At 61.5% G+C, this 19,611-nt stretch carries 24 protein-coding genes; 16 read left to right on the plus strand and 8 right to left on the minus strand.

What is annotated here, in order from left to right; all coding sequences use genetic code 11:
- Positions 1 to 46: 46 nt before the first annotated feature.
- Complete coding sequence (gene grpE, locus ACLBXN_RS02840) at positions 47 to 592, minus strand: nucleotide exchange factor GrpE (protein WP_167005694.1); 546 nt, start codon at positions 590 to 592, stop codon at positions 47 to 49.
- 313 nt (positions 593 to 905) lie between these two features.
- On the opposite strand from grpE, the gene rpsF reads away from it, so the two are divergent.
- From rpsF to dnaB, 5 genes are all read left to right on the plus strand, one after another.
- Positions 906 to 1,268, plus strand: a complete 363-nt coding sequence (rpsF, locus tag ACLBXN_RS02845; RefSeq protein ID WP_003057922.1) for a 30S ribosomal protein S6 — start codon at positions 906 to 908, stop codon at positions 1,266 to 1,268.
- A gap of 20 nt (positions 1,269 to 1,288) precedes the next feature.
- The gene (priB, locus tag ACLBXN_RS02850; protein ID WP_003076580.1) at positions 1,289 to 1,579 is read left to right on the plus strand and encodes a primosomal replication protein N; all 291 of its coding nucleotides are present in this window, start codon (positions 1,289 to 1,291) and stop codon (positions 1,577 to 1,579) included.
- Between the two features lie 18 nt (positions 1,580 to 1,597).
- The gene (gene rpsR, locus ACLBXN_RS02855) at positions 1,598 to 1,879 is read left to right on the plus strand and encodes a 30S ribosomal protein S18 (protein ID WP_003057920.1); all 282 of its coding nucleotides are present in this window, start codon (positions 1,598 to 1,600) and stop codon (positions 1,877 to 1,879) included.
- 11 nt (positions 1,880 to 1,890) lie between these two features.
- On the plus strand, positions 1,891 to 2,343 hold the full coding sequence (gene rplI, locus ACLBXN_RS02860) for a 50S ribosomal protein L9 (protein ID WP_003057918.1): 453 nt from the start codon (positions 1,891 to 1,893) through the stop codon (positions 2,341 to 2,343).
- Positions 2,344 to 2,493: 150 nt separating this feature from the next.
- Complete coding sequence (dnaB, locus tag ACLBXN_RS02865) at positions 2,494 to 3,927, plus strand: replicative DNA helicase (protein ID WP_043007211.1); 1,434 nt, start codon at positions 2,494 to 2,496, stop codon at positions 3,925 to 3,927.
- A gap of 159 nt (positions 3,928 to 4,086) precedes the next feature.
- On the opposite strand, the gene ACLBXN_RS02870 is transcribed toward dnaB, so the two are convergent.
- From ACLBXN_RS02870 to ACLBXN_RS02885, 4 genes are all read right to left on the minus strand, one after another.
- A complete protein-coding gene (locus ACLBXN_RS02870) occupies positions 4,087 to 4,491 on the minus strand; it encodes a hypothetical protein (RefSeq protein ID WP_211457549.1) in 405 nt (134 codons plus the stop codon).
- Positions 4,492 to 6,255 (minus strand): PhoH family protein, encoded by a 1,764-nt coding sequence (locus tag ACLBXN_RS02875; protein ID WP_447611060.1) that lies wholly within the window; start codon positions 6,253 to 6,255, stop codon positions 4,492 to 4,494. It abuts the gene before it with no gap.
- Between the two features lie 222 nt (positions 6,256 to 6,477).
- Entirely contained in the window at positions 6,478 to 6,966 is a 489-nt protein-coding gene (locus ACLBXN_RS02880; RefSeq protein ID WP_003057908.1) for a peroxiredoxin, read from the minus strand.
- A gap of 139 nt (positions 6,967 to 7,105) precedes the next feature.
- Positions 7,106 to 7,474, minus strand: a complete 369-nt coding sequence (locus ACLBXN_RS02885; protein WP_447611061.1) for an Mth938-like domain-containing protein — start codon at positions 7,472 to 7,474, stop codon at positions 7,106 to 7,108.
- Between the two features lie 166 nt (positions 7,475 to 7,640).
- On the opposite strand from ACLBXN_RS02885, the gene ACLBXN_RS02890 reads away from it, so the two are divergent.
- From ACLBXN_RS02890 to ACLBXN_RS02925, 8 genes are all read left to right on the plus strand, one after another.
- A complete protein-coding gene (locus ACLBXN_RS02890) occupies positions 7,641 to 8,930 on the plus strand; it encodes a pyridoxal phosphate-dependent aminotransferase (protein WP_447611062.1) in 1,290 nt (429 codons plus the stop codon).
- 68 nt (positions 8,931 to 8,998) lie between these two features.
- Positions 8,999 to 10,333, plus strand: coding sequence for a homoserine dehydrogenase (locus ACLBXN_RS02895; RefSeq protein WP_003064309.1), 1,335 nt, complete (start codon positions 8,999 to 9,001; stop codon positions 10,331 to 10,333).
- Between the two features lie 91 nt (positions 10,334 to 10,424).
- Positions 10,425 to 11,621 (plus strand): hypothetical protein, encoded by a 1,197-nt coding sequence (locus ACLBXN_RS02900; protein WP_447611064.1) that lies wholly within the window; start codon positions 10,425 to 10,427, stop codon positions 11,619 to 11,621.
- Between the two features lie 156 nt (positions 11,622 to 11,777).
- Positions 11,778 to 13,202, plus strand: a complete 1,425-nt coding sequence (gene thrC / locus ACLBXN_RS02905; RefSeq protein ID WP_447611065.1) for a threonine synthase — start codon at positions 11,778 to 11,780, stop codon at positions 13,200 to 13,202.
- Positions 13,203 to 13,330: 128 nt separating this feature from the next.
- Entirely contained in the window at positions 13,331 to 13,873 is a 543-nt protein-coding gene (gene mobB / locus ACLBXN_RS02910; protein ID WP_211457545.1) for a molybdopterin-guanine dinucleotide biosynthesis protein B, read from the plus strand.
- A gap of 14 nt (positions 13,874 to 13,887) precedes the next feature.
- A complete protein-coding gene (locus ACLBXN_RS02915) occupies positions 13,888 to 15,144 on the plus strand; it encodes a molybdopterin molybdotransferase MoeA (protein WP_447611066.1) in 1,257 nt (418 codons plus the stop codon).
- 11 nt (positions 15,145 to 15,155) lie between these two features.
- The gene (moaD, locus tag ACLBXN_RS02920) at positions 15,156 to 15,410 is read left to right on the plus strand and encodes a molybdopterin converting factor subunit 1 (RefSeq protein WP_039049984.1); all 255 of its coding nucleotides are present in this window, start codon (positions 15,156 to 15,158) and stop codon (positions 15,408 to 15,410) included.
- A gap of 79 nt (positions 15,411 to 15,489) precedes the next feature.
- Positions 15,490 to 15,843, plus strand: coding sequence for a recombinase family protein (locus ACLBXN_RS02925; RefSeq protein ID WP_447611067.1), 354 nt, complete (start codon positions 15,490 to 15,492; stop codon positions 15,841 to 15,843).
- 107 nt (positions 15,844 to 15,950) lie between these two features.
- Here the strand turns inward: ACLBXN_RS02925 and ACLBXN_RS02930 are convergent, their stop codons facing one another.
- Entirely contained in the window at positions 15,951 to 17,144 is a 1,194-nt protein-coding gene (locus ACLBXN_RS02930; protein WP_447611068.1) for an MFS transporter, read from the minus strand.
- A 95-nt stretch (positions 17,145 to 17,239) separates the two neighbouring features.
- Between ACLBXN_RS02930 and ACLBXN_RS02935 the strand changes: the two genes are divergently transcribed.
- The 3 genes from ACLBXN_RS02935 (at position 17,240) to ACLBXN_RS02945 (ending at position 18,910) form a co-directional block, all read left to right on the plus strand.
- On the plus strand, positions 17,240 to 17,806 hold the full coding sequence (locus ACLBXN_RS02935; RefSeq protein ID WP_447611069.1) for a TetR/AcrR family transcriptional regulator C-terminal ligand-binding domain-containing protein: 567 nt from the start codon (positions 17,240 to 17,242) through the stop codon (positions 17,804 to 17,806).
- A 169-nt stretch (positions 17,807 to 17,975) separates the two neighbouring features.
- On the plus strand, positions 17,976 to 18,326 hold the full coding sequence (locus tag ACLBXN_RS02940; RefSeq protein ID WP_034378730.1) for a GIY-YIG nuclease family protein: 351 nt from the start codon (positions 17,976 to 17,978) through the stop codon (positions 18,324 to 18,326).
- Positions 18,323 to 18,910: a hypothetical protein gene (locus ACLBXN_RS02945; protein ID WP_447611070.1), complete on the plus strand. Its 588-nt coding sequence runs from the start codon at positions 18,323 to 18,325 to the stop codon at positions 18,908 to 18,910. Before ACLBXN_RS02940 ends, ACLBXN_RS02945 begins: the two co-directional genes overlap by 4 nt.
- 67 nt (positions 18,911 to 18,977) lie before the next feature.
- On the opposite strand, the gene ACLBXN_RS02950 is transcribed toward ACLBXN_RS02945, so the two are convergent.
- Positions 18,978 to 19,304: a hypothetical protein gene (locus tag ACLBXN_RS02950; RefSeq protein ID WP_447611071.1), complete on the minus strand. Its 327-nt coding sequence runs from the start codon at positions 19,302 to 19,304 to the stop codon at positions 18,978 to 18,980.
- A 13-nt stretch (positions 19,305 to 19,317) separates the two neighbouring features.
- Positions 19,318 to 19,572: a hypothetical protein gene (locus ACLBXN_RS02955; RefSeq protein WP_003057869.1), complete on the minus strand. Its 255-nt coding sequence runs from the start codon at positions 19,570 to 19,572 to the stop codon at positions 19,318 to 19,320.
- Positions 19,573 to 19,611: the final 39 nt, after the last annotated feature.

Here is a 19,611-nt window from a genome sequence, read left to right on the forward strand (position 1 = left end):
CTCACAATTTTTGCCCTGACGGTGGGGTTATTGGTGTCTTTGCAGCTCAGCCCTGGGCCACGGTCACCAGCGCGGGGCGCAGGATGCGGTCGGCGATCACATAGCCCTTTTGCAGCACGGCCACCACGGTGTTGGCGGGTTGGTCGGCGGGAACCATGGAGATGGCCTGGTGATGGTGAGGATCGAACTTCTCGCCCGCAGCCGGGTTGATGGCCTGCACCTTGTTGCGTTCCAGGGCCGAAGTCAGCTGGCGCAGCGTGGCGTCCGAGCCTTCGCGCAGCTGCTCGGGCGTGGCGTTCTGGATGGCCAGGGCGGCATCCAGGCTGTCGATCACGGGCAGCAGGCTTTCGGCAAAGCTCTCGATGCCGAACTTGCGGGCCTTGGTCACTTCTTCTTCGGCGCGGCGGCGCATGTTCTCGGCGTCGGCCTTGGCACGCAGGTATTGATCGGCCAGTTCGGCGCTCTTGGCCTTGAGTTCTTCCAGCTCGGCCTGCAGACGACCCAGTTCGTCCGACGCATTGGCTGCCAGGGCCGCTTCCAGTTCCTCGGGGCTGGCGTCGTTGATGGTGTTGGGGTTTTGGTTCTCGGTCATAGTTGGTGAAGGTTTCTCAAAACTTAAGACAATCTGTCTTCCAGATGCGCTCCGGCAGGTCTATTTCAAGACCTGTGCCGCCCGACAAGGGCGAAGGGCGCAGCGGCTGAAGTGAGCCTGCAGGATTTGCGGAGCATTCTAGGAGAGTAAGTGCTTGTGATTTCAGTACCTCTCGCCTTGATTGACCAATGCTAATCGCAGGTTTATAGGCCCCAGAGTGTACAGATAGTCTGCCACTCGGCTAGAATCTAACGTTTTGCCTTGCCGCACCGCTACAGACGCAGTGGGCGGCGTTTACCCAAAAGGAGTCGTTATGCGTCATTACGAAATCATTTTGTTGATCCATCCGGATCAAAGCGAACAAGTTCCCGCGATGCTGGAGCGCTACAAGGGCATGATTGCTGCTGGTGGCGGCAAGGTGCACCGCGAAGAAGATTGGGGCCGTCGTCAGCTGGCTTACATGATCAACAAGCTCGCTAAGGCTCACTACCTGTGCCTGAACATCGAAGCCGACCAGGCTGTGATGGCTGAACTGGAACACGCCTTCAAGTTCAATGATGCCGTGCTGCGTCACCTGACTGTGCAGAAGAAGAAGGCTGATACAGCTGCTTCCGCCATGATGAAGAGCGTTGAGCGCGAAGAAGCCCGCAAGGCCAACCAGGCTGAGCACGCTTAATAGCATCAGACACTGAAGGAGTGGAAAACCGCGTTGTATTGACGGGCCTTCTCGCAGAGCAAGCTGCTTTGCGCTACACGCCCGCCGGATTGCCGGCCCTGGATTTGCGAATTGAACACAGTTCGCAGCAACAAGAGCTGGGCAGTGCGCGCAACGTGAATGCATCTGTCAAGGCTGTTGCCTTTGGCGCCCTGGCTGAAAAGCTGGCCCGCCAAGCACCCGGTAGCCAATGGACCTTTCAAGGTTTTCTGGCCACGCCGCGCAATAGCAAGATGCTGGTTTTACACATTCAGGATATTCAACAAAATTAATTTTCAAGAGGTCCAGCAATGGCCACGTTCAAGAAATTCAACAAGGACAAGCGTCCTAAGCGCAACACCCAGTCGCTGCTGTTCAAGCGCAAGCGTTTCTGCCGCTTCACAGTCGCCGGCGTCGAAGAAATCGACTACAAGGATGTCGACACCCTGCGTGACTTCATCGCCGAAAACGGCAAGATTGTGCCCGCACGCCTGACCGGCACGCGCGCCATCTATCAGCGTCAGCTGAACACAGCCATCAAGCGCGCTCGCTTCCTGGCTATGCTGCCCTACTCTGACCAGCACAAGATCTAAGGAGCACGACTATGCAAATCATTCTGCTCGAAAAGGTTGTGAACCTGGGTAACCTGGGCGATATCGTCAAGGTCAAGGACGGTTACGCTCGTAACTTCCTGATCCCCTCCGGCGCTGCACGTCGTGCAACAGCTGCTGCCAAGGCTGAATTCGAAGCCAAGCGCGCTGAGCTGGAAAAGGCTGCTGCCGAGAAGCTGGCTGCCGCTCAAGAACTGAGCGAAAAGCTGAACGGCGCCAACGTGAAGATCACTCAGAAGGCCGGCGTTGACGGTCGTCTGTTCGGCTCCATCACCAACGCCGACATCGCTGAAGAACTGGTCAAGGCCGGTTTCGCAGTGAACAAGTCGCAAGTGCGCATGCCCAACGGCCCCATCAAGACCGTTGGCGACGCCACTGTGGTGGTGGCTCTGCACACCGACGTGGCTGCAGAAGTGGCTGTCTCCGTGTACGGCGACCACTCCTAATTCAGGATCTGTTCTGAATTGGCAAAAAGCCGCCTTCGGGCGGTTTTTTGTTTTCCGGTAATTGTTTGTCTCGCCAGCGTTTTTCTCGTCGCCCGCCGTGACGTTGCCACCGCCTCCCGCTACGATGGAGGACTTGTCTCTAGGAGTCTCATGTCGTCAGTAATGCCCCCGCTTGATCTGCAAGATGATGCATTCGCCCCGGTTCCCACTGCTGATCAGCAGGTGGCGCAACTGCGTGTGCCGCCGCACTCCATGGAGTCGGAATCTTCGGTGCTCGGTGGTCTGCTGCTGGACAACAATGCCTGGGAGCGCGTGGGCGACCTGCTGAACGACGGCGACTTCTATCGGCACGAGCACAAGCTGATCTTCGAAGCCATCGGCAAGCTGATCAATGCCAGCAAGCCGGCCGACGTGATCACGGTCTACGAGCATCTGCAGGGCATGGGCAAGGCCGAGGAAGTCGGCGGCCTGATGTATTTGAATCAGCTGGCGCAGTATGTGCCCAGTGCCAGCAATATCCGCCGCTATGCGGAAATCGTGCGTGAGCGTGCCATCTTGCGCAAGCTGGTCACGGCCAGCGACGACATCGCGACCAATGCCTTCAATCCTCAGGGCAAGACCGTGGAGCGCATCCTCGACGAGGCCGAGCAGAAGATCATGGCGATCGGCGAGGAGGGGGCGCGCAACAAGCAGGGCTTCCAGTCGCTGGACACGCTGGTGGTGGATCTGCTGGACCGGGTCCAGGAGATGGCCGACAACCCCATGGATGTGACCGGCGTCCCCACGGGCTTTGTCGATCTGGATCGAATGACCTCGGGCCTGCAGGCCGGCGACATGGTGGTGCTGGCGGCGCGTCCCTCGATGGGCAAGACCTCGTTTGCCGTGAATATTGCCGAGCATGTGGCGCTCAATGAAGGCTTGCCGGTCGCCATCTTCTCCATGGAAATGGGCGCGGCCCAGCTGGCGGTTCGTATCGTCGGCTCCATCGGCCGCGTCAACCAGGGCAATCTGCGTACCGGCAAGCTCAGCGACGACGAGTGGCCGCGTCTGACCGAGGCCATCGAGCGCCTGCGCACGGTGTCGCTGCATATCGACGAAACGCCGGGCCTGTCTCCAACCGAGCTGCGTGCCAATGCACGTCGTCTGGCGCGCCAGTGCGGCAAGCTGGGCCTGATCGTGGTCGACTACCTGCAGCTGATGAGCGGCTCTGGATCGGCCGCCAGTTCCGACAACCGCGCGACCGAGCTGGGCGAAATCTCGCGGGGCTTGAAGATGCTGGCCAAGGAGCTGCAATGCCCGGTGATTGCGCTGTCCCAGCTCAACCGCTCGGTGGAGCAGCGTACCGACAAGCGCCCCATGATGTCCGACCTGCGTGAATCGGGCGCCATCGAGCAGGACGCGGACATCATCATGTTCATCTACCGCGACGACTACTACAACAAAGAGAGCAAGGAGCCCAATATTGCCGAGGTCATCATCGGTAAGCAGCGTAACGGGCCGACGGGCACGGTGAAGCTCTTCTTCCAGAAGAACCAGACGCGTTTCGAGAATCTGGCGCAAGGCTACGGTACGGACGAATACTAAAAAGCATAGCTTCTAGCGCTTGTAGCGTATGGATTTCAGAACTCTATGAATATGAAATCTATGAATAACGGGCGCTAGCAGCTATCAAATTGAATGTGGATATAAGAAAAGCCCGCAAGGCACAGACCTTGCGGGCTTTGTTTTTGAGTGATTGCGGCGCTAGCGTGTGAACAGGTAGATGCCAAGACCGATCACGCACAGTCCCAGCACGCCGCAGGCCCAGGCCAGGCGCTGTGCGCCTATGCGCAGCGCCCCCACGGTCGCGACGATCTGGGCATTTTGCTGGGCCAGCTTCTCGATGATCTCCAGCGACTGGCGTTGCGACTGCTCCAGCTGGGCGATGCGCTCTTCCTGTTGCTGGATCAGCAGCAGCGCCTGCTCGCCGGCGGAAGCCGGTGGCGAAATGCGCTGCCTGGCGCTGTCCGCGCTGGCATCCTGCTCGCGCGCTTCTGCCTGGGCCTCTTTCTTCTTGAGCATGCCCTGGGCAGCCTTCACCACCTGGGGCGTGGCCTTGATGACCTCGCCCCAGGGCACGAGCTTGAGCGCCGCGATCCAGCTGGTCACTTACAGCACCTCGCTGGCGAAGTCCGCCAGGCGCGAGCGTTCGCCGCGCGCCAGCGTGATGTGGCCGCTGTGTGGCCAGCCCTTGAAGCGGTCCACCACATAGGTCAGACCCGAGCTGCCTTCGGTCAGGTAGGGTGTGTCGATCTGGGCCAGATTGCCCATGCAGATGATCTTGGTGCCGGGGCCGGCACGGGTGATCAGGGTCTTCATCTGCTTGGGCGTCAGATTCTGGGCCTCGTCGATGATGACGTACTTGTTCAGGAAGGTACGACCGCGCATGAAGTTCATGCTCTTGATCTTGATGCGGCTGCGGATCAGCTCATTGGTGGCGGCGCGCCCCCATTCGCCGGCATTTCCGCCGTCGCCCTTGGCCAGGAACTCCAGGTTGTCGTCCAGAGCGCCCATCCAGGGACCCATTTTTTCCTCTTCGGTGCCGGGCAGGAAGCCGATATCCTCGCCCACGCTCACCGTGGCGCGGGTCATGATGATCTCGGTGTAACGGCGCTCGTCCAGTACCTGGGCCAGGCCGGCGGCCAGGGCCAGCAGGGTCTTGCCGGTGCCGGCCGTACCGGTCAGCGTGACAAAGTCGACTTCGGGGTTGACCAGCAGGTTCATCGCGAAGTTCTGTTCGCGATTGCGTGTGGAAACGCCCCAGACGGCATTCTTGGGATTGCCGAAGTCGCGCAGCGTCTTGAGCACGGCCGTCTTGTCGCGGATCTCGGTCACGCGCATGTAGAGGCTGGGTTCACCCGGCGCCTCGTAGTAGACGAACTGGTTGATCATCAGCTGGTCGACGATGACGCCGCTGACGCGGTAGTAGGTGATGGCGCCTTCCTGCCAGCTCTCCACATTCTTGCCGGCCTTGGTCCAGAAGTCGTGGGGCAGGGCGAGGGCGCCCGAGTACAGCAGATCGCCGTCTTCCAGCACCTTGTCGTTCTGGTAGTCCTCGGCAGCCAGGCCCAGTGCGCGCGCCTTGACGCGCATATTGATGTCCTTGGACACCAGCACCACTTCACGGGCCTTGTGCTGCTCGCGCAAGGCGGCGACCACGCCCAGAATCTGGTTGTCGGCCTTGCCCTGGGGCAGGCTCTCGGGCAGGGATGCATCCAGAGGGTTGGTCTGGAAGTACAGCGTGCCGGTGGCGCTGCGCTGACCCGTGGCATTGAGCGGCAGGCCTTTTTCCAGACCGTCGGCGGGCTGGGAGGCAACCAGGGAGTCCAGCGTGCGGCTGACCTGGCGGCCGTTGCGCGCCACTTCGGTCATGCCCTTCTTGTGGTTGTCCAGTTCTTCCAGCACCACCATGGGCAGGAAGATGTCATGTTCCTCGAAGCGGAACAGGCTGCTGGGGTCGTGCAGCAGCACATTGGTGTCCAGCACGAACAGTGTGGTCGGGCCGGTACGCGTATTGCGGGCGCGGCGGGCAGGCTTGGCAGCCGCTTCGGCGGGTTTGGCGGAGGCTGCGGCAGCTGGTCCTGTCTTGGCTGCGGCAGCCGTTGCTGCGCCAGCCGATGCTGCCGCAGTGGGTGTTGCAGCAGCAGTTGTCGTGGCGGTCTTGCGCGGCTTGGCGGAGGCGGCGGGCTTGCTGGTGCTGCGGCGCGGCTTGGTGGCAGCGGGAGCGGTCTCTGGAGCTGCGCTCAGGGCGGCTCCGGTGGAGGGGTTCAGATCCTCGTCAAGCTCTGCAGTCTTGGCAGACTTGCGGATGGACGAAAAGGCTTCTGCGGGGAGCTTTGCGGCGCGGTGGCCGGGTGCGGGGGGCAGGGGCATAGTGGACGAACCGTTCTCAACAAGATTCAAAAAGCACAAAGCCGCCTGGAAACCGAGGCGGCTTTGGTGGGGTGAACAGAGAATACTGCGTAGCACTGAGGCATGCCCCATTATGCATAGGCCGCGAGGGCCTGAACGCAGTATTTCCTGTTTTGCCTTGTTTAAAGACTTTGAAATACTTTGCGTGTAGATAATTGCAAGGTTTTCAGTCCCGGGTGGGGCTCAGGCCACCTTCTTGTCCTGAGTCTTCAGGCTTTTGACGGCCTTGAGCACTTCGTCCACGTGGCCGGGAACCTTCAGGCCGCGCCATTCCTGCATCAGGATGCCGTCGGCGCCGATCAGGAAGGTGGAGCGCTCGATGCCCTTGACCTTCTTGCCGTACATGATCTTGTTCTTGACCACGCCAAACATGTGGCACATCTTCTCTTCGGTGTCGGCAATCAGCTCGAACGGCAGTTCCAGCTTTTCCTTGAAGTCGTTGTGCGAGTTCATGTTGTCGCGCGACACACCGAACACGGTGGCGCCAGCCTTCACGAAATCCTTGTACTTATCGCGGAATTGCATTGCTTCCGTGGTACAACCCGGCGTGTTGTCCTTGGGGTAGAAATACAGGATCAGAATCTGGCCGTTGTGCGAGGTGTTGGACACCTTGACGCCGCCGGTGGCGTTGGCTTCAAATTCTGGGAGTGGTTTGTTGACAACGATCGCCATGCGCTTGTATCTCTCGGGTGTGTTCGTTGAAATGCCGAGGGCGTCGGTGGTATTTTTGTTTTTATCAATCGATCGCCCCCAACCGCAACCTGCGATTTTACCCTGAAATACGTATTTCTCTCAATGTAAGCTCAGAAGTCTATGCTAGCAGCAGGGCTGCGACCACGTTACGGCCTTCGCTGGCCAGGACGTTATAGGTGCGGCAGGCCGAAGCAGTGTCCATGCTCTCCAGGCCAATGCGTTTGGCGATCAGCGGCTTGAGCCAGGCCACAGGCGGAAAGCGGTTCTTGCTGCCGCTGCCGAAGAGCACGACTTCCGCATCCAGCTTGGCAAGTTCCTCGAAATGCTCGGCCGTCAGGTCTTCGAAGCGGGGGCAGTTCCACTCGGTCAGCAGGCCGCGGGCCCCGACCAGCAGACTGGTTTCATGGTTTTGCTTGTCAACGGCGATCCAGCCCGGGCCATAGCCGGTGATGGTTTGCGCATCGGATTTGTCTGCATGAAATTTCATGATGAAGAGTGTGCGTAATCGGCGCACTGGACGGGTGCGATGGCTGCTGTCTCCATACAGAGAGGGTGGGGACATTGCTGCAGCGCGGAACTGTGCTTAAATTATAGGTTTCACCATGGCACTTAATGCGCCCTGGCGTGCCTGAAATCCTTTTGTATTGATTCGCATGAAAACCGTTCAAAAATCCGCCAAATTAGCAAACGTCTGTTACGACATCCGCGGGCCGATCATGGACGCGGCGAAGAAGATGGAGGACGACGGCCAGAAGATCATCAAGCTCAACATCGGCAATCTGGCCGTGTTCGGCTTCGACGCTCCCGAGGAAGTGCAGCAGGACATGATCCGCAACCTGCCCAACTCGGCAGGCTACTCCGACAGCAAGGGCATCTTCGCGGCGCGCAAGGCCGTGATGCACGAAACCCAGCGCCAGGGCATCAAGGGCGTGACACTGGACGATATCTATCTGGGCAACGGTGCTTCGGAGCTGATCAGCCTGGCCACCAACGCGCTGCTGGACAACGGCGACGAGATGCTGCTGCCTGCGCCCGACTATCCGCTGTGGACGGCTGCCACCAGCCTGTCCGGCGGCACGCCCGTGCATTACATGTGTGATGAGTCCAATGGCTGGATGCCCAATATGGACGACATCCGCGCCAAGATCACGCCGCGTACCAAGGGCATCGTCGTCATCAATCCCAACAACCCCACGGGTGCGCTGTACTCCAAGGAGCTGCTGCTGCAGATCGTGGAGCTGGCGCGCGAGCATGGTTTGGTCATCTTCGCGGACGAGGTCTACGACAAGGTGCTGTACGAGGATGCCAAGCACACGCCGCTGGGCAGCCTGTCCATCGATGTGCTGACCATCACCTTCAATTCCCTGTCCAAGGCCTACCGCTCCTGCGGCTACCGTGCCGGATGGATGGTGATCTCGGGTGACAAAAAGCCCGCCAAGGATTACATCGAGGGCCTGAACATGCTCTCCAACATGCGCCTGTGCGCCAATGTGCCCGGCCAATGGGCGGTGCAGACGGCACTGGGCGGTCACCAGAGCATTGATGCTCTGGTCCAGGAGGGCGGTCGCCTGCGCGTGCAGCGCGATCTGGCCTGGGAGCTGATCAACGCCATTCCCGGCGTGAGCTGCGTCAAGCCTCAGGGCGCGCTGTACATGTTCCCGCGCCTTGATCCCGTCGTCTACCCGATCCAGGACGACCAGGAATTCTTCCTCGAAGTGCTGCAGGAAACCAAGGTCATGCTGGTGCAGGGCACGGGTTTCAACTGGCCCGAGCCTGATCATTTCCGCATCGTGTTCCTGCCTCATGAGGCAGATCTGCGCGAGGCCATCAACCGGCTGGCAGCCTTCCTCGAGAAGTACCGGAAGCGCCATGGCACGGACAAGCCCAAGGCAGTGCCGGCAGAAAAGGCACTCAAGCCTGCCAAGGCTGAGAAAGCCGCGTAACTCATCTTTTTGATAGCTGGTGGCGCTTGATTTTCAAGCGCTTCAGCGCTTTTTTGACCTTAGAACTTATGAAACCCATCCAAGTAGGCCTGTTGGGCATTGGCACCGTAGGCAGCGGTACTTTCAATGTGCTGGAACGCAATCAAGACGAGATTCGCCGTCGTGCGGGTCGCGGCATTGAAATTACCATGGTCGCCGACTTGGATACCGAACGCGCCAAGAGCGTGGTGGGTGACAAGGTCAAGGTGGTCGGCGACGCACGTGAAGTCATCGCCAACCCCGATATCGATGTGGTGGTCGAGCTGATCGGCGGCTACGGCATTGCCAAGGCCCTGGTGCTGGAAGCCATCGCGGCCGGCAAGCATGTGGTGACCGCCAACAAGGCCCTGCTGGCAGTGCACGGCACGGAAATCTTCAAGGCTGCGGCCGAGAAGGGCGTGATGGTGGCCTATGAAGCCGCCGTGGCCGGTGGCATTCCCATCATCAAGGCCCTGCGCGAAGGCCTGACCGCCAACTCCATCCAGTGGGTGGCCGGCATCATCAACGGCACGACCAACTTCATCCTGTCCGAAATGCGCGACAAGGGCCTGGACTTCGACGTGGTGCTCAAGGAAGCACAGCGTCTGGGCTACGCCGAAGCCGACCCCACCTTCGACATCGAGGGTGTGGACGCTGCCCACAAGGCCACGCTGATGAGCGCGATTGCCTTCGGCATTCCCGTGCAGTTCGACAAGGCCTATGTGGAAGGCATCACCAAGCTGGCCGGTGCCGATATCCGTTACGCCGAGCAACTGGGCTACCGCATCAAGCTGCTGGGCATCACCAAGCGCACGGACAAGGGCATCGAGCTGCGTGTGCACCCCTCGCTGGTGCCTTCCAAGCGTTTGATCGCCAATGTGGAAGGCGCGATGAACGCCGTGGTGGTGAACGGCGATGCCGTGGGCACCACGCTGTACTACGGCAAGGGCGCCGGGTCCGAGCCCACCGCTTCCGCCGTGGTGGCCGACCTGGTGGATATCGCCCGCATGGACGGCTCCGATCCTGCCCACCGCGTGCCTGCCCTGGCCTTCCAGAGCAGCAGCCTGGCTGCCGCTGGCAGCGAGCTGCCCGTGCTGCCCATGGCCGAGGTCGTGACCAGCTACTACCTGCGTATCCGCGTGGCTGACGAAGCCGGAGTGCTGGCCAAGATCACCGGCCTGCTGGCCGGTGCCGGCATCAGCATCGATGCGGTGCTGCAGCGCGAGGCCGACGAAGTGGGCGGCGAAGGCTCGACCCAGACCGACCTGATCATCCTCACGCACGACACGCGCGAAGGGGATATGGACAAGGCTCTGGCGGAAATCCAGGGCCTGCCCACGGTGCTGGCTCCCATCACCCGCATCCGCAAGGAAGAGCTGAACTAAGGACTTGAGCATGTACCGTCGCACTCAAACCGGTTTATTCCCTGTTCAGTGCGATGTCGGTATTGCAAACTCCTTCAAAGGCTGGCGCCCTATGGCGCTAGCCTTTTTGCTTTGGGTGGCAGCGGGTGCGCAAGCGGCGCCCGTCGATGTCTATCGTGGCACGCTGGGTGGCTCGGCGGTGGTGATGGAGCTGGGCCAGCCGGGTGGGGATGGTGAACGCCAGGGGCGCTATTTCTATCTGCGGCATGGAGTGGATATTCCGCTCCGGGGCGCGCTGAATGCGCTGTCTGAGGCACGTCCTTTGAATAACGACTGGGCGCGTGAAAGCGGTGGCGAGCCTCCCGTGTTGACCGACTCCCAACAGCGCCGCATCGTTTGGCAACTGCGCCAGCAAGGCAGTGCTTTGGCTGGTGAGTGGGTGGATGATATTCATGGAAAAAAACTGCCGCTAGCCCTTACCCATATTGCGCAGTACGACCCTGAAAAGATAGCGCCATTCGGTGTGGAGGCCGTGACGTTGGCGATTGTGCAAGGTGCGGGCAGCGGTATTGCATCGGGCGTTGCCATCTCGGCACAGGCCACGCCCTACGACTATCTGAAAGTGGCCGAGCAAAAGCTGGAGCAGGGCAAGGAAGTGGTGGTCAGCCCCAATCTGGCCTGGAGGCCGGTGCGTGACGCGCGTACCCAGTTCTGGTATCCGCGCCTCACGCGCCATCCGGATAGCAAAATTCTGGCTCAGACCAATACCGTTCTGGAGCAGCGCCATTGGGGCATGAGCCTGGAGGCGCTGGCCTGTGTGGGTTCGATCTACCAGAACGCTGGCCCGGCGGCAGGCTCATTGGGGGACTTCAATAACGAGTCGATCAAGGTGACTTACCTCTCAAGCGCCTTGATGAGTGTGGTGGAGTCCGGTTCAACCGGTTGTGGCGGCGCGCACCCCAACAATCATTACGACCCCTTTGTGCTGGATTTGCTGCGGGGCGGCTATATGGACTTCACCCGCCTGCTCAAGGACGCGAAATATGGCGAGTACAAGCTGGAATACGGTGATCGGCTTTCGCGTTTTCTGAGCAAGGCAGTGAGCCGGTATTCCGAGGATGACAAGGAGTGCACCGAGCTCCTGCCTCAGTACATGGCGCTGATGTTCGACAATCCCGACAAGATGAGTTTTGTGATTTCAGGCATAGGCCATGCCATGGGAGTGTGCCTGGGCAGTGGAGTCAGTGTCCCGTTCAAGGAGCTGAAGCCCTATATCAAGCCGGGGGCGCAGCGCTATTTCCAACCCTGAGTCCCCGTTCAGGGCGATATGAGGCAATGGCGTTGGCCGGTCTCTGCATTCGCGCGCAGTCAAATCGGGCTTGCTGACCGATAATGGTCGGCTTGGCGGCACGACTTCTGTCCGTTTGGCTGCTGGTTCCGAATTTTAGTTTTTGGCGAGTTTGAGATGCTGTATCTGTCCACCCGCGGCCATGCTGACCGCAAGCGTTTTTGCGACATTTTGCTCGAAGGTCTGGCTCCCGATGGCGGCCTGTACCTGCCCGTCGAGTATCCCCGGATCGACGATGCCAAGCTGAGCCAGCTGCGCGAGACGCTGGCCACCAAGGGCTATGCGGCCCTGGCCTTCGAGATTCTGTCGCTCTATATCGACGACATTCCGGCCGAAGATCTGCGCGCCCTGTGTGCCAAGACCTATACCAAGGAAGTTTTTGGCAGCGACGCCATCGTGCCCGTGCGCCAGCTGGACGGCGTGCTGCACATCGAAGCCCTGTCCAACGGCCCCACGCTGGCCTTCAAGGACATGGCCATGCAGTTGCTGGGCAATCTGTTCGAGTACGAACTGGCCCGTCGCAACGAGGAACTGAATATCCTGGGTGCCACCAGCGGGGACACCGGCAGTGCGGCCGAATACGCCATGCGCGGCAAGCAGGGCGTGCGCGTCTTCATGACCAGCCCCCACGGCCGCATGAGCCCCTTCCAGCAGGCGCAGATGTTCAGCCTGCAGGACGAGAACATCCACAACATCGCCATCGAAGGTGTGTTCGACGACTGCCAGGACATCGTCAAGGCCGTCTCCAACGACCACGCCTTCAAGGCCCAGTACAAGATCGGCACCGTCAACTCCATCAACTGGGCACGTCTGCTGGCCCAGGTGGTCTACTACTTTGCCGGCTATCTGCAGGCCACCCGCTCCAATGACCAGAAGGTGAGCTTCACCGTGCCTTCGGGCAACTTCGGCAATATCTGTGCAGGCCATGTGGCGCGCCAGATGGGCCTGCCGATTGCCAAGCTGGTGGTGGCCACCAATGAGAACGATGTGCTGGACGAGTTCTTCCGCACCGGCGTCTACCAGGTGCGAGGCTCGGCCAATACCTACGAGACATCGAGCCCCTCGATGGACATCTCCAAGGCCAGCAATTTCGAGCGCTTTGTGTTCGATCTGGTGGGCCGCGACGGCGTGCGCACCAGGCAGCTGTTCGCCGAAGGCGTGGCCAAGGCGGGCAAGTTCGATCTGAGCACAGATCCCGCTTTCCAGGATGCGGCCGGCAAGTACGGTTTTGTGAGTGGCAAGAGCACCCATGCCGACCGTCTGGCCACCATCAAGGACACTTTCGAGCGCTTTGATCAGATGATCGACACCCATACCGCCGACGGCGTGAAGGTGGCGCGCGAGCATCTGGGCGCCGAGCCCATGCTGGTGCTGGAAACCGCTCTGCCCATCAAGTTTGCGGCGACTATCGAAGAAGCACTGGGCCGCCAGCCCGACCGTCCCGCCAAGTTCAACGGCATCGAAGACCTGCCCAAGCGTGTGGTCGTCATGGCTTCCGATGTGGACCAGGTCAAGGCCTTTATTGCCGAAAACTGCAAATAAAGCCTTGCGGCGTTAAGCTTGAAAAGCACCTGTGGCTTGGCGACAGGTGCTTTTTTCTTTGAATAAAATAGTCGTCATTCGCTTATCCATAAAGCGCTGTTAGCTATCAAAATTATATTGAAATCAATATGAAGGTCATAGGCTTTGCCGGATATTCGGGCGCGGGCAAGACGGCCCTGGTCGAGGCGCTGGTGATGCTGATGAGGCAGCGCGGGCTGCGGGTCTCGGTCATCAAGCATGCCCATCATGACTTTGATGTGGATCGCGAAGGCAAGGACAGCTGGCGTCACCGCAAGGCGGGAGCCTATGAAGTGCTGCTCGCATCCGACAGGCGAATGGCGTTGATGCGCGAATATGAGCAGCCCGCGCAGCCCAGCGTGCACGACATGCTGGCGCAGCTGGACCCCAGTGTGGACTGGGTGCTGGTCGAAGGCTTCAAGCATGGCGAGCTGCCCAAGATCGAGGTCTGGCGTCAGCAGCAGGACAGGCTGGACAAGGGCAAGAGCCTGGAGCCGCTGTTTGCGCACGACCCTCGGGTGCTGGCCGTGGCCACCGATGCTGCCCGGGATCTGCCGCAAACGCCTGTCCAGCCCGTGCTGGACCTGAACCAGCCCCAGCTTGTGCTGCAATGGCTGCTGGCGCATTCGGATTCTCTGCAATACAAGAACTAAGGAAAGACACAGCAATGCAAGCATCACAGACGCCCCGCAAGCCGCTCAAGCCTCTGGACGAGGCCCTGCAGGAGCTGCTGGCCCATGCCCGGCCCCATGCCGGCGCACAGCTGGTGGACACCTTCGATGCCGATGGCCGCGTGCTGCTGCAGGCCGCCGTCTCACCGCTGCAGGTGCCGCCTCAGGACAACTCGGCCATGGACGGCTATGCAGTGCGCACCGCCGAATGCGTGGGCGGCACGGCGGTGCTGCCGGTGTCGCAGCGCATTCCCGCCGGCACCTCGCCTGAGGCCCTGGTTGCAGGCTCCGTCGCCCGCATCTTCACGGGCGCGCCCGTGCCGGCCGGGGCCGATGCCATCGTCATGCAGGAAGATTGCGAGTTGCTCGAGGACGGCCGCGTGCGCATCAAGGCCGAGCCTCGTGCCGGCCAGTGGATTCGCCGCGCGGGTGAGGACATCACGCAGGGAGCGACTGTGATCGAGGCTGGCACCCGCCTCACGCCGGCCCACCTGGGTCTGGCCGCCAGCATGGGCTTTGCCCGCCTGCAGGTGGCACGCAAGCCGCGTGTGGCCTTGTTCTCCACCGGCGATGAACTGGTCATGCCCGGCACCGTCGCTCCGCAGGATATGCCGGCGGGCAGCATCTACAACAGCAACCGCTTCTTCTTGCGTGCATTGCTTCTGCGCATGGGCTGCGAGGTGACGGATCTGGGCATTGTTCCCGACGACCGCGAGGCCACGATTACCGCACTGGCCGATGCCGCCATGGACCACGACGTGATTGTCACCAGCGGCGGCGTCTCCGTGGGCGAGGAAGACCATATCAAGCCTGCCGTGCAGGAGCTGGGGCAGCTGGATCTCTGGCAGATCAACATCAAGCCCGGCAAGCCTTTTGCCTACGGTCGTGTCAATCGCGAGTCCGGCACAGGCTTTGCGCATTTCATCGGGCTGCCGGGCAACCCGGTCTCCAGCTTTGTCACCTTCCAGGTGCTGGTGCGCCCCTTCCTGCTGCGTCTGCAGGGCGTTGAGAACGTGCTGCCGCGAGCCATCTCGGCGCGCGCCGATTTCGAGTGGCCAAAGGGCGACAAGCGCAGAGAGTTTCTGCGGGTGCGCTACAACGAGGGTGGCGGGCTGGAGTTGTTCAGAAACCAGAGTTCGGGGGTGTTGACTTCCACGGCCTGGGGCGACGGTGTGGTGGACAATCCCGCAGGCACCACGATTGCCATGGGAGACAGCGTGCGCTTTATCCCGTTTGCCGAACTCATGGCCTGATGGAGTTGGAGATGAAGACCGTTACGATTCGATATTTCGCCTCGATTCGGGAGGCCCTGGGCACAGGCAGCGAAAGCCTGCAGACTCCGGCAGCCACAGTGGGAGCATTGCGCGAGCAACTGATGAGCCGCAGCGATGCGGCTGCGCAGGCGCTGGCTGCCGGCAAGGCTGTGCGCATGGCGCTGAACCAGGATATCTGTGATGCAGATGCCGTGCTCAGCAATGGCGACGAAGTGGCGTTCTTCCCGCCTGTGACGGGCGGCTGATGAGCCTTGCCGCCTGTTGCCTCACACACCGCTGCTGTGCTGTTTCCAGCTCCGGAGTCATATACCCATCTCTAATGCCATGACCGAAACCGCCGATCCGTCCACGCCCGAAGTCAATCCCGAGATCAGCGCCCGCACCCGCAAGGCGTTGGCCGAAGCGCGCGAGCGCGGCGTCAAGCTGGGCACGGCCGGCGCGGCCAATATCCGCGCCACGGTGGAAAAGCGCAAATCGGCAGCCGATGCCTTTGCCAGACAGCATGAAGCGCTGTTTGCCGCGTTGCAGGAACAAGGACTGACCCATCGCGCCATGGCGGCCGAACTCAATGCACGGGGCATTGCGGCGGCCAAGGGCGGCGAGTGGACCCATGGTCAGGTGCAGCGCATTCTGAACCGCTATGCGGACTGGAAGGCTGCCGACTCGGCCCAGGCCTGAAGCCGTCAGACCGATCCTCGAGCCGTGCGGCGTCTGCTGCACGGCTTTTTTGATGGGGCAGCAGAGAGTCTGTCAGGCCACGCGGCGCGCAGGCGACAGCCCGGGGTTCAGGCGGCCTGCCGCACGCAGGCTTGCTGCCTTGTGGCTGCCAGTGCCAGCAAGCCCAGCACGATCAGCATCAGACCATAGCCATAGGTGGTGGGCACCAGCCCCAGGCTCTGGGTCAGCAGCCCTGCGGCGATGGCAGGCAGGCTGAAGGCCAGATAGCTCAGCACATAGATGGTGGACAGCAGGCCACCGCGTTCATGCGGCTCGGCCAGCGGCAGCACGCTGCGCAGCGCGCCCTGAAATCCCACGCCAAAGCCCGCGCCGGCAATGACGGAGGCTGCAACCATCAGCGTCAGGCTGTGGCTGGCCACGCCCAGCAGCAGTATCACGATGCCCAGTGGCAGCACCGAGCCGCCAAAGCGCAGCATGCGCTGGGCCGTCCAGTGGCGCAGCAGCCAGATGGCCGCCGCGGCACTCAGGGTGTTGATGCACACGGCCAGTCCCGCCATCAGGGTGGAGCCGGTGATCACCCGCAGCAGGGTGGGGCCTAGAGACAGATAAAAGCCCGCCAGCGCCCAGGCGGCGATATCCAGTGGCGCCATGCGCAGGAAGGCCGGGCGGATATGCGCGGGAAGGCGGATGCGAGGGCGCATGGAGGCCAGGGCTCCGCTGCGGCGGCTGACGGTTTCAGGCATCACGGCAATGGCCCAGGCCGATGCCGCAAAGACCAGCAGCAGCCACCAGTAGATCTGGTGCAGCCCGTCATGGCCGTGGCTGGCCAGCTGGTTGGCGCCGAACACGCCGGCTGCCATGCCGATCATGGGAGATAGCGTGTTGATCAGCGCACCGCGTTCGCGGTCCATATCGAGCAGGGCCGCGCCCAGGGCCGCACTGGCCATGCCGGTGGCAAAGCCCTGCACTACGCGAGACCAGAGCAGGGCTTGCGCATCCTGTGCATGGGCAAACATCAGCATGGAAACTGCCTCCAGTCCCAGGGCGGCAAGAATGACGGGGCGTCGCCCCAGGTAATCGGACAGTGCGCCCATGGTGAGCAGGGCGACGAGCAGGCTGAAGGCGTAGACCGCGAAGATCAGGGTCAGCATGCCCGACGAAAAGCCCCAGGCCTGCTGGTAGAGGCGATACAAGGGCGTGGGAGCGCTGGATGCCGCCAGAAAGCTGGCCAGGGTCAGGGCGACAGCAGCCATATTGCGGGTGCTGGACACCGCAGTCAGGGATACAGAGGATGTGGACATGGAAAAGCAGGCTCCGCTACCATAAAAGCAAAATTTTTGCGTTTGCGTATTCTGCGTTAATTTCTCATTAACGCAAATATTTAGCTTTAATGACCATGATTGCAAAAGACCCAGTCCAATCCCGGCCGGGCGGGCGCAGCTCCCGTGTACAGGCCAGCGTGCATCAGGCGGTGAGGAAACTGCTGGAGCACATGCCGCGCGAGGAGCTGACCTTCCCCCTGATAGCCACCGAAGCCGGCGTGACGCCTTCCACGCTGTACCGCCGCTGGGGCGATTTGCCGCAACTGCTGGCCGACGTGGCGCTGGAGCGCATCCGTCCCATTGCCGAGCCTGCGGACACGGGTAGCCTGCATGGCGATCTGCAGGCCTGGACCGAGCAATACATCGAGGAAATGGGCTCGCCTCTGGGGCGCACCTTGCTGCGCGATACCTTGGTGGCGACCCAGGAAGATCAGGTGACCTGCGCCTGCGTGGACATCATCCGCGACCAACTTTGCATTGTGCTGAGTCGGGCCGGGGCGCGTGGCGAGTCGGGTCCTGATGTGGACACCATGCTGGACCAGCTGGTGGCACCCATCGTTTATCGCATTCTTTACGGTCTGCAGCCCGATGTGGCTTTCGGGCGCAAGCTGGTCGAGCACCTGACGTCCGAGCAGGCCTGAGGCGCTTGCTCTAGAATCGCGGCTCACAGGTGCAAAGGGGCGCCTGCCCGCACAAGAGGCTCTCACCCTTGCTTTAGGCAGCGTGTTCACGCTCGATCGATGTTCTGTCAGACCATGGTTGTTCTAGGGGCCCAGCGCGGGAGGCTCCGATGCAACCTGGAGCACTGTCATGACTTCACCTCTTCTTCCCCAGGCGCGGCGCGCGCTGACGCGGGACTACAAACAGGCGTTTCCCGCCATGGGTATCTACGCGGTGCGCTGCGATGCCGCCGACTTGTTGCGCCTGGGTGCCAGCCGCAATGTGGACGCAATGCTCAACCGCCTGCGGTTCGAGCTGAGCAATGGCTCCCGGCGCGATGCGGCACTGGCCCAGGCCTGGGCCCGCCACGGCGCACAGGCATTCCGTTTTGAAGTACTGGACCGCGTGAAGGAACGCGACGACCCCTTGTTCGACTATGACGCCGAACTTCAGGCCCTGCTGTCCCTGTGGCAGCAAGAGCTGCAAGGGGTGCAGCCATGAGCAGCGAAGCCGTGAATGCCATGAGCCCAGGCCAAGCACTGCCCGCGGGTGCTGCCGCCATTGACCCGTCGGGTTCGGCCATTGGGGCAAGTTCTGTTTCCGGATTCCTGTCGCAGCAGGCCCTGGTCGACGAGATCAAGGTGCGCGCCCGTGTGCGCTTGAGCCGTGCGCGTCGCGAGGGTACTGGGGGCTCGGCCACCTTGCGCGACCACTTGCATCAGGCGGCGCGCGAGGTCGGCTTTGCCGGCTGGGAGCAGGCGCGTCGGGTGCTGGGAGTGCTGGCGGCACCGGGAGATGACATGGGCAGCTTCTGGCATGTGCCGCGTAGCGGCATTCTTCTGCACATCTGGTTCAGCGAGCATGCGCAGGCGCGCAGCGTGCTTGCACAGCAGGCGGATGGCTTTTTGCTGCCTTATCGGCGCCAGTGCTTCATCGTGCAAGCGCCGTTCATCGAGGCCTTGGGCTTGAGTCCGGCCGACCCGGCCTGGGCCGTCATCGGGCGCGATCTTGTCGCTGCCTATGGAACGCCTGCCTGGCGGGCCTTGGCCTGGCAGCGTCTGCATGCGCCTGCCGGAGCCTTCTGATCTAGCTCCGGAGTTTGAAGCGAAAAATGCTGATCTAAAGCGCTAGAAACCGGTTTCGTCCGGGCTTTCAGGCCCGGTCTGCAGGAGCGGAGAACTGCGGTGCACGCCATTCCAGCAGCTCGGCCAGACGCTGCACGATCCAGCCTGCCTCCGGCGCCGTGACGACCGAGCCCTCCGCGGCCAGGCCCGCATGCATGCCCAGCAGCACCTGTTCTTCGGAGGAATTGCCCGAGTGATAAAGCGTCTGTGCCTGCTCGGTCAGATGGCTTGCCAGGTCTTCGCATAGCTCATAGCGTGCGACGACCTCGGCAATCGGGGCGGACAGCTTGCCGCTGCGCGTGCGAAACAGCTCGGCAAAGCTGGGTGGCGGCTGAATCTGGCTGGTGTCGTCCATAGGGCCTTGACCTTTAGCTTGGCTCGAACAGGCGCTCGAAACGCTCGATGTCCACGGCCAGCTCGCAGGTAATGAGCTGGCCCGATTTGTTGTCGCGCTTGCGGTGGGCGGCAAACAGCGTGGCCTTGCCCTTGAAGTTGTAGTCGGGCAGGTGGATCAGCTCGTAGGGATAGGGCACAAAGAGCTGGAACTCGAAGATCATCCGGTGCTCGTTGCGCGGAGAGGGGTACAGCGTGTACTCCGGCAGATTGATGGTTTGTGTGGCCATGGCGCAATGCTAATGCGCCGGACATGCCCATGCTGGCCT

Source organism: Comamonas sp. C24C (assembly GCF_053345995.1).

What these genes read in the sequence shown, in the direction of transcription:
- rplI (WP_003057918.1), top strand. Translation starts at nt 1,891, where the DNA reads ATGCAAATCATTCTGCTCGAAAAGGTTGTGAACCTGGGTAACCTGGGC.
- ACLBXN_RS02895 (WP_003064309.1), top strand. Translation starts at nt 8,999, where the DNA reads ATGAAACCCATCCAAGTAGGCCTGTTGGGCATTGGCACCGTAGGCAGC.
- ACLBXN_RS02925 (WP_447611067.1), top strand. Translation starts at nt 15,490, where the DNA reads ATGACCGAAACCGCCGATCCGTCCACGCCCGAAGTCAATCCCGAGATC.
- grpE (WP_167005694.1), bottom strand. Translation starts at nt 592, where the DNA reads ATGACCGAGAACCAAAACCCCAACACCATCAACGACGCCAGCCCCGAG.
- ACLBXN_RS02875 (WP_447611060.1), bottom strand. Translation starts at nt 6,255, where the DNA reads ATGCCCCTGCCCCCCGCACCCGGCCACCGCGCCGCAAAGCTCCCCGCA.
- ACLBXN_RS02885 (WP_447611061.1), bottom strand. Translation starts at nt 7,474, where the DNA reads ATGAAATTTCATGCAGACAAATCCGATGCGCAAACCATCACCGGCTAT.
- ACLBXN_RS02935 (WP_447611069.1), top strand. Translation starts at nt 17,240, where the DNA reads ATGATTGCAAAAGACCCAGTCCAATCCCGGCCGGGCGGGCGCAGCTCC.
- rpsR (WP_003057920.1), top strand. Translation starts at nt 1,598, where the DNA reads ATGGCCACGTTCAAGAAATTCAACAAGGACAAGCGTCCTAAGCGCAAC.
- ACLBXN_RS02940 (WP_034378730.1), top strand. Translation starts at nt 17,976, where the DNA reads ATGACTTCACCTCTTCTTCCCCAGGCGCGGCGCGCGCTGACGCGGGAC.
- ACLBXN_RS02945 (WP_447611070.1), top strand. Translation starts at nt 18,323, where the DNA reads ATGAGCAGCGAAGCCGTGAATGCCATGAGCCCAGGCCAAGCACTGCCC.
- rpsF (WP_003057922.1), top strand. Translation starts at nt 906, where the DNA reads ATGCGTCATTACGAAATCATTTTGTTGATCCATCCGGATCAAAGCGAA.
- ACLBXN_RS02900 (WP_447611064.1), top strand. Translation starts at nt 10,425, where the DNA reads ATGGCGCTAGCCTTTTTGCTTTGGGTGGCAGCGGGTGCGCAAGCGGCG.
- dnaB (WP_043007211.1), top strand. Translation starts at nt 2,494, where the DNA reads ATGTCGTCAGTAATGCCCCCGCTTGATCTGCAAGATGATGCATTCGCC.
- ACLBXN_RS02950 (WP_447611071.1), bottom strand. Translation starts at nt 19,304, where the DNA reads ATGGACGACACCAGCCAGATTCAGCCGCCACCCAGCTTTGCCGAGCTG.
- ACLBXN_RS02955 (WP_003057869.1), bottom strand. Translation starts at nt 19,572, where the DNA reads ATGGCCACACAAACCATCAATCTGCCGGAGTACACGCTGTACCCCTCT.
- mobB (WP_211457545.1), top strand. Translation starts at nt 13,331, where the DNA reads ATGAAGGTCATAGGCTTTGCCGGATATTCGGGCGCGGGCAAGACGGCC.
- thrC (WP_447611065.1), top strand. Translation starts at nt 11,778, where the DNA reads ATGCTGTATCTGTCCACCCGCGGCCATGCTGACCGCAAGCGTTTTTGC.
- ACLBXN_RS02915 (WP_447611066.1), top strand. Translation starts at nt 13,888, where the DNA reads ATGCAAGCATCACAGACGCCCCGCAAGCCGCTCAAGCCTCTGGACGAG.
- ACLBXN_RS02880 (WP_003057908.1), bottom strand. Translation starts at nt 6,966, where the DNA reads ATGGCGATCGTTGTCAACAAACCACTCCCAGAATTTGAAGCCAACGCC.
- ACLBXN_RS02890 (WP_447611062.1), top strand. Translation starts at nt 7,641, where the DNA reads ATGAAAACCGTTCAAAAATCCGCCAAATTAGCAAACGTCTGTTACGAC.
- moaD (WP_039049984.1), top strand. Translation starts at nt 15,156, where the DNA reads ATGAAGACCGTTACGATTCGATATTTCGCCTCGATTCGGGAGGCCCTG.
- ACLBXN_RS02930 (WP_447611068.1), bottom strand. Translation starts at nt 17,144, where the DNA reads ATGTCCACATCCTCTGTATCCCTGACTGCGGTGTCCAGCACCCGCAAT.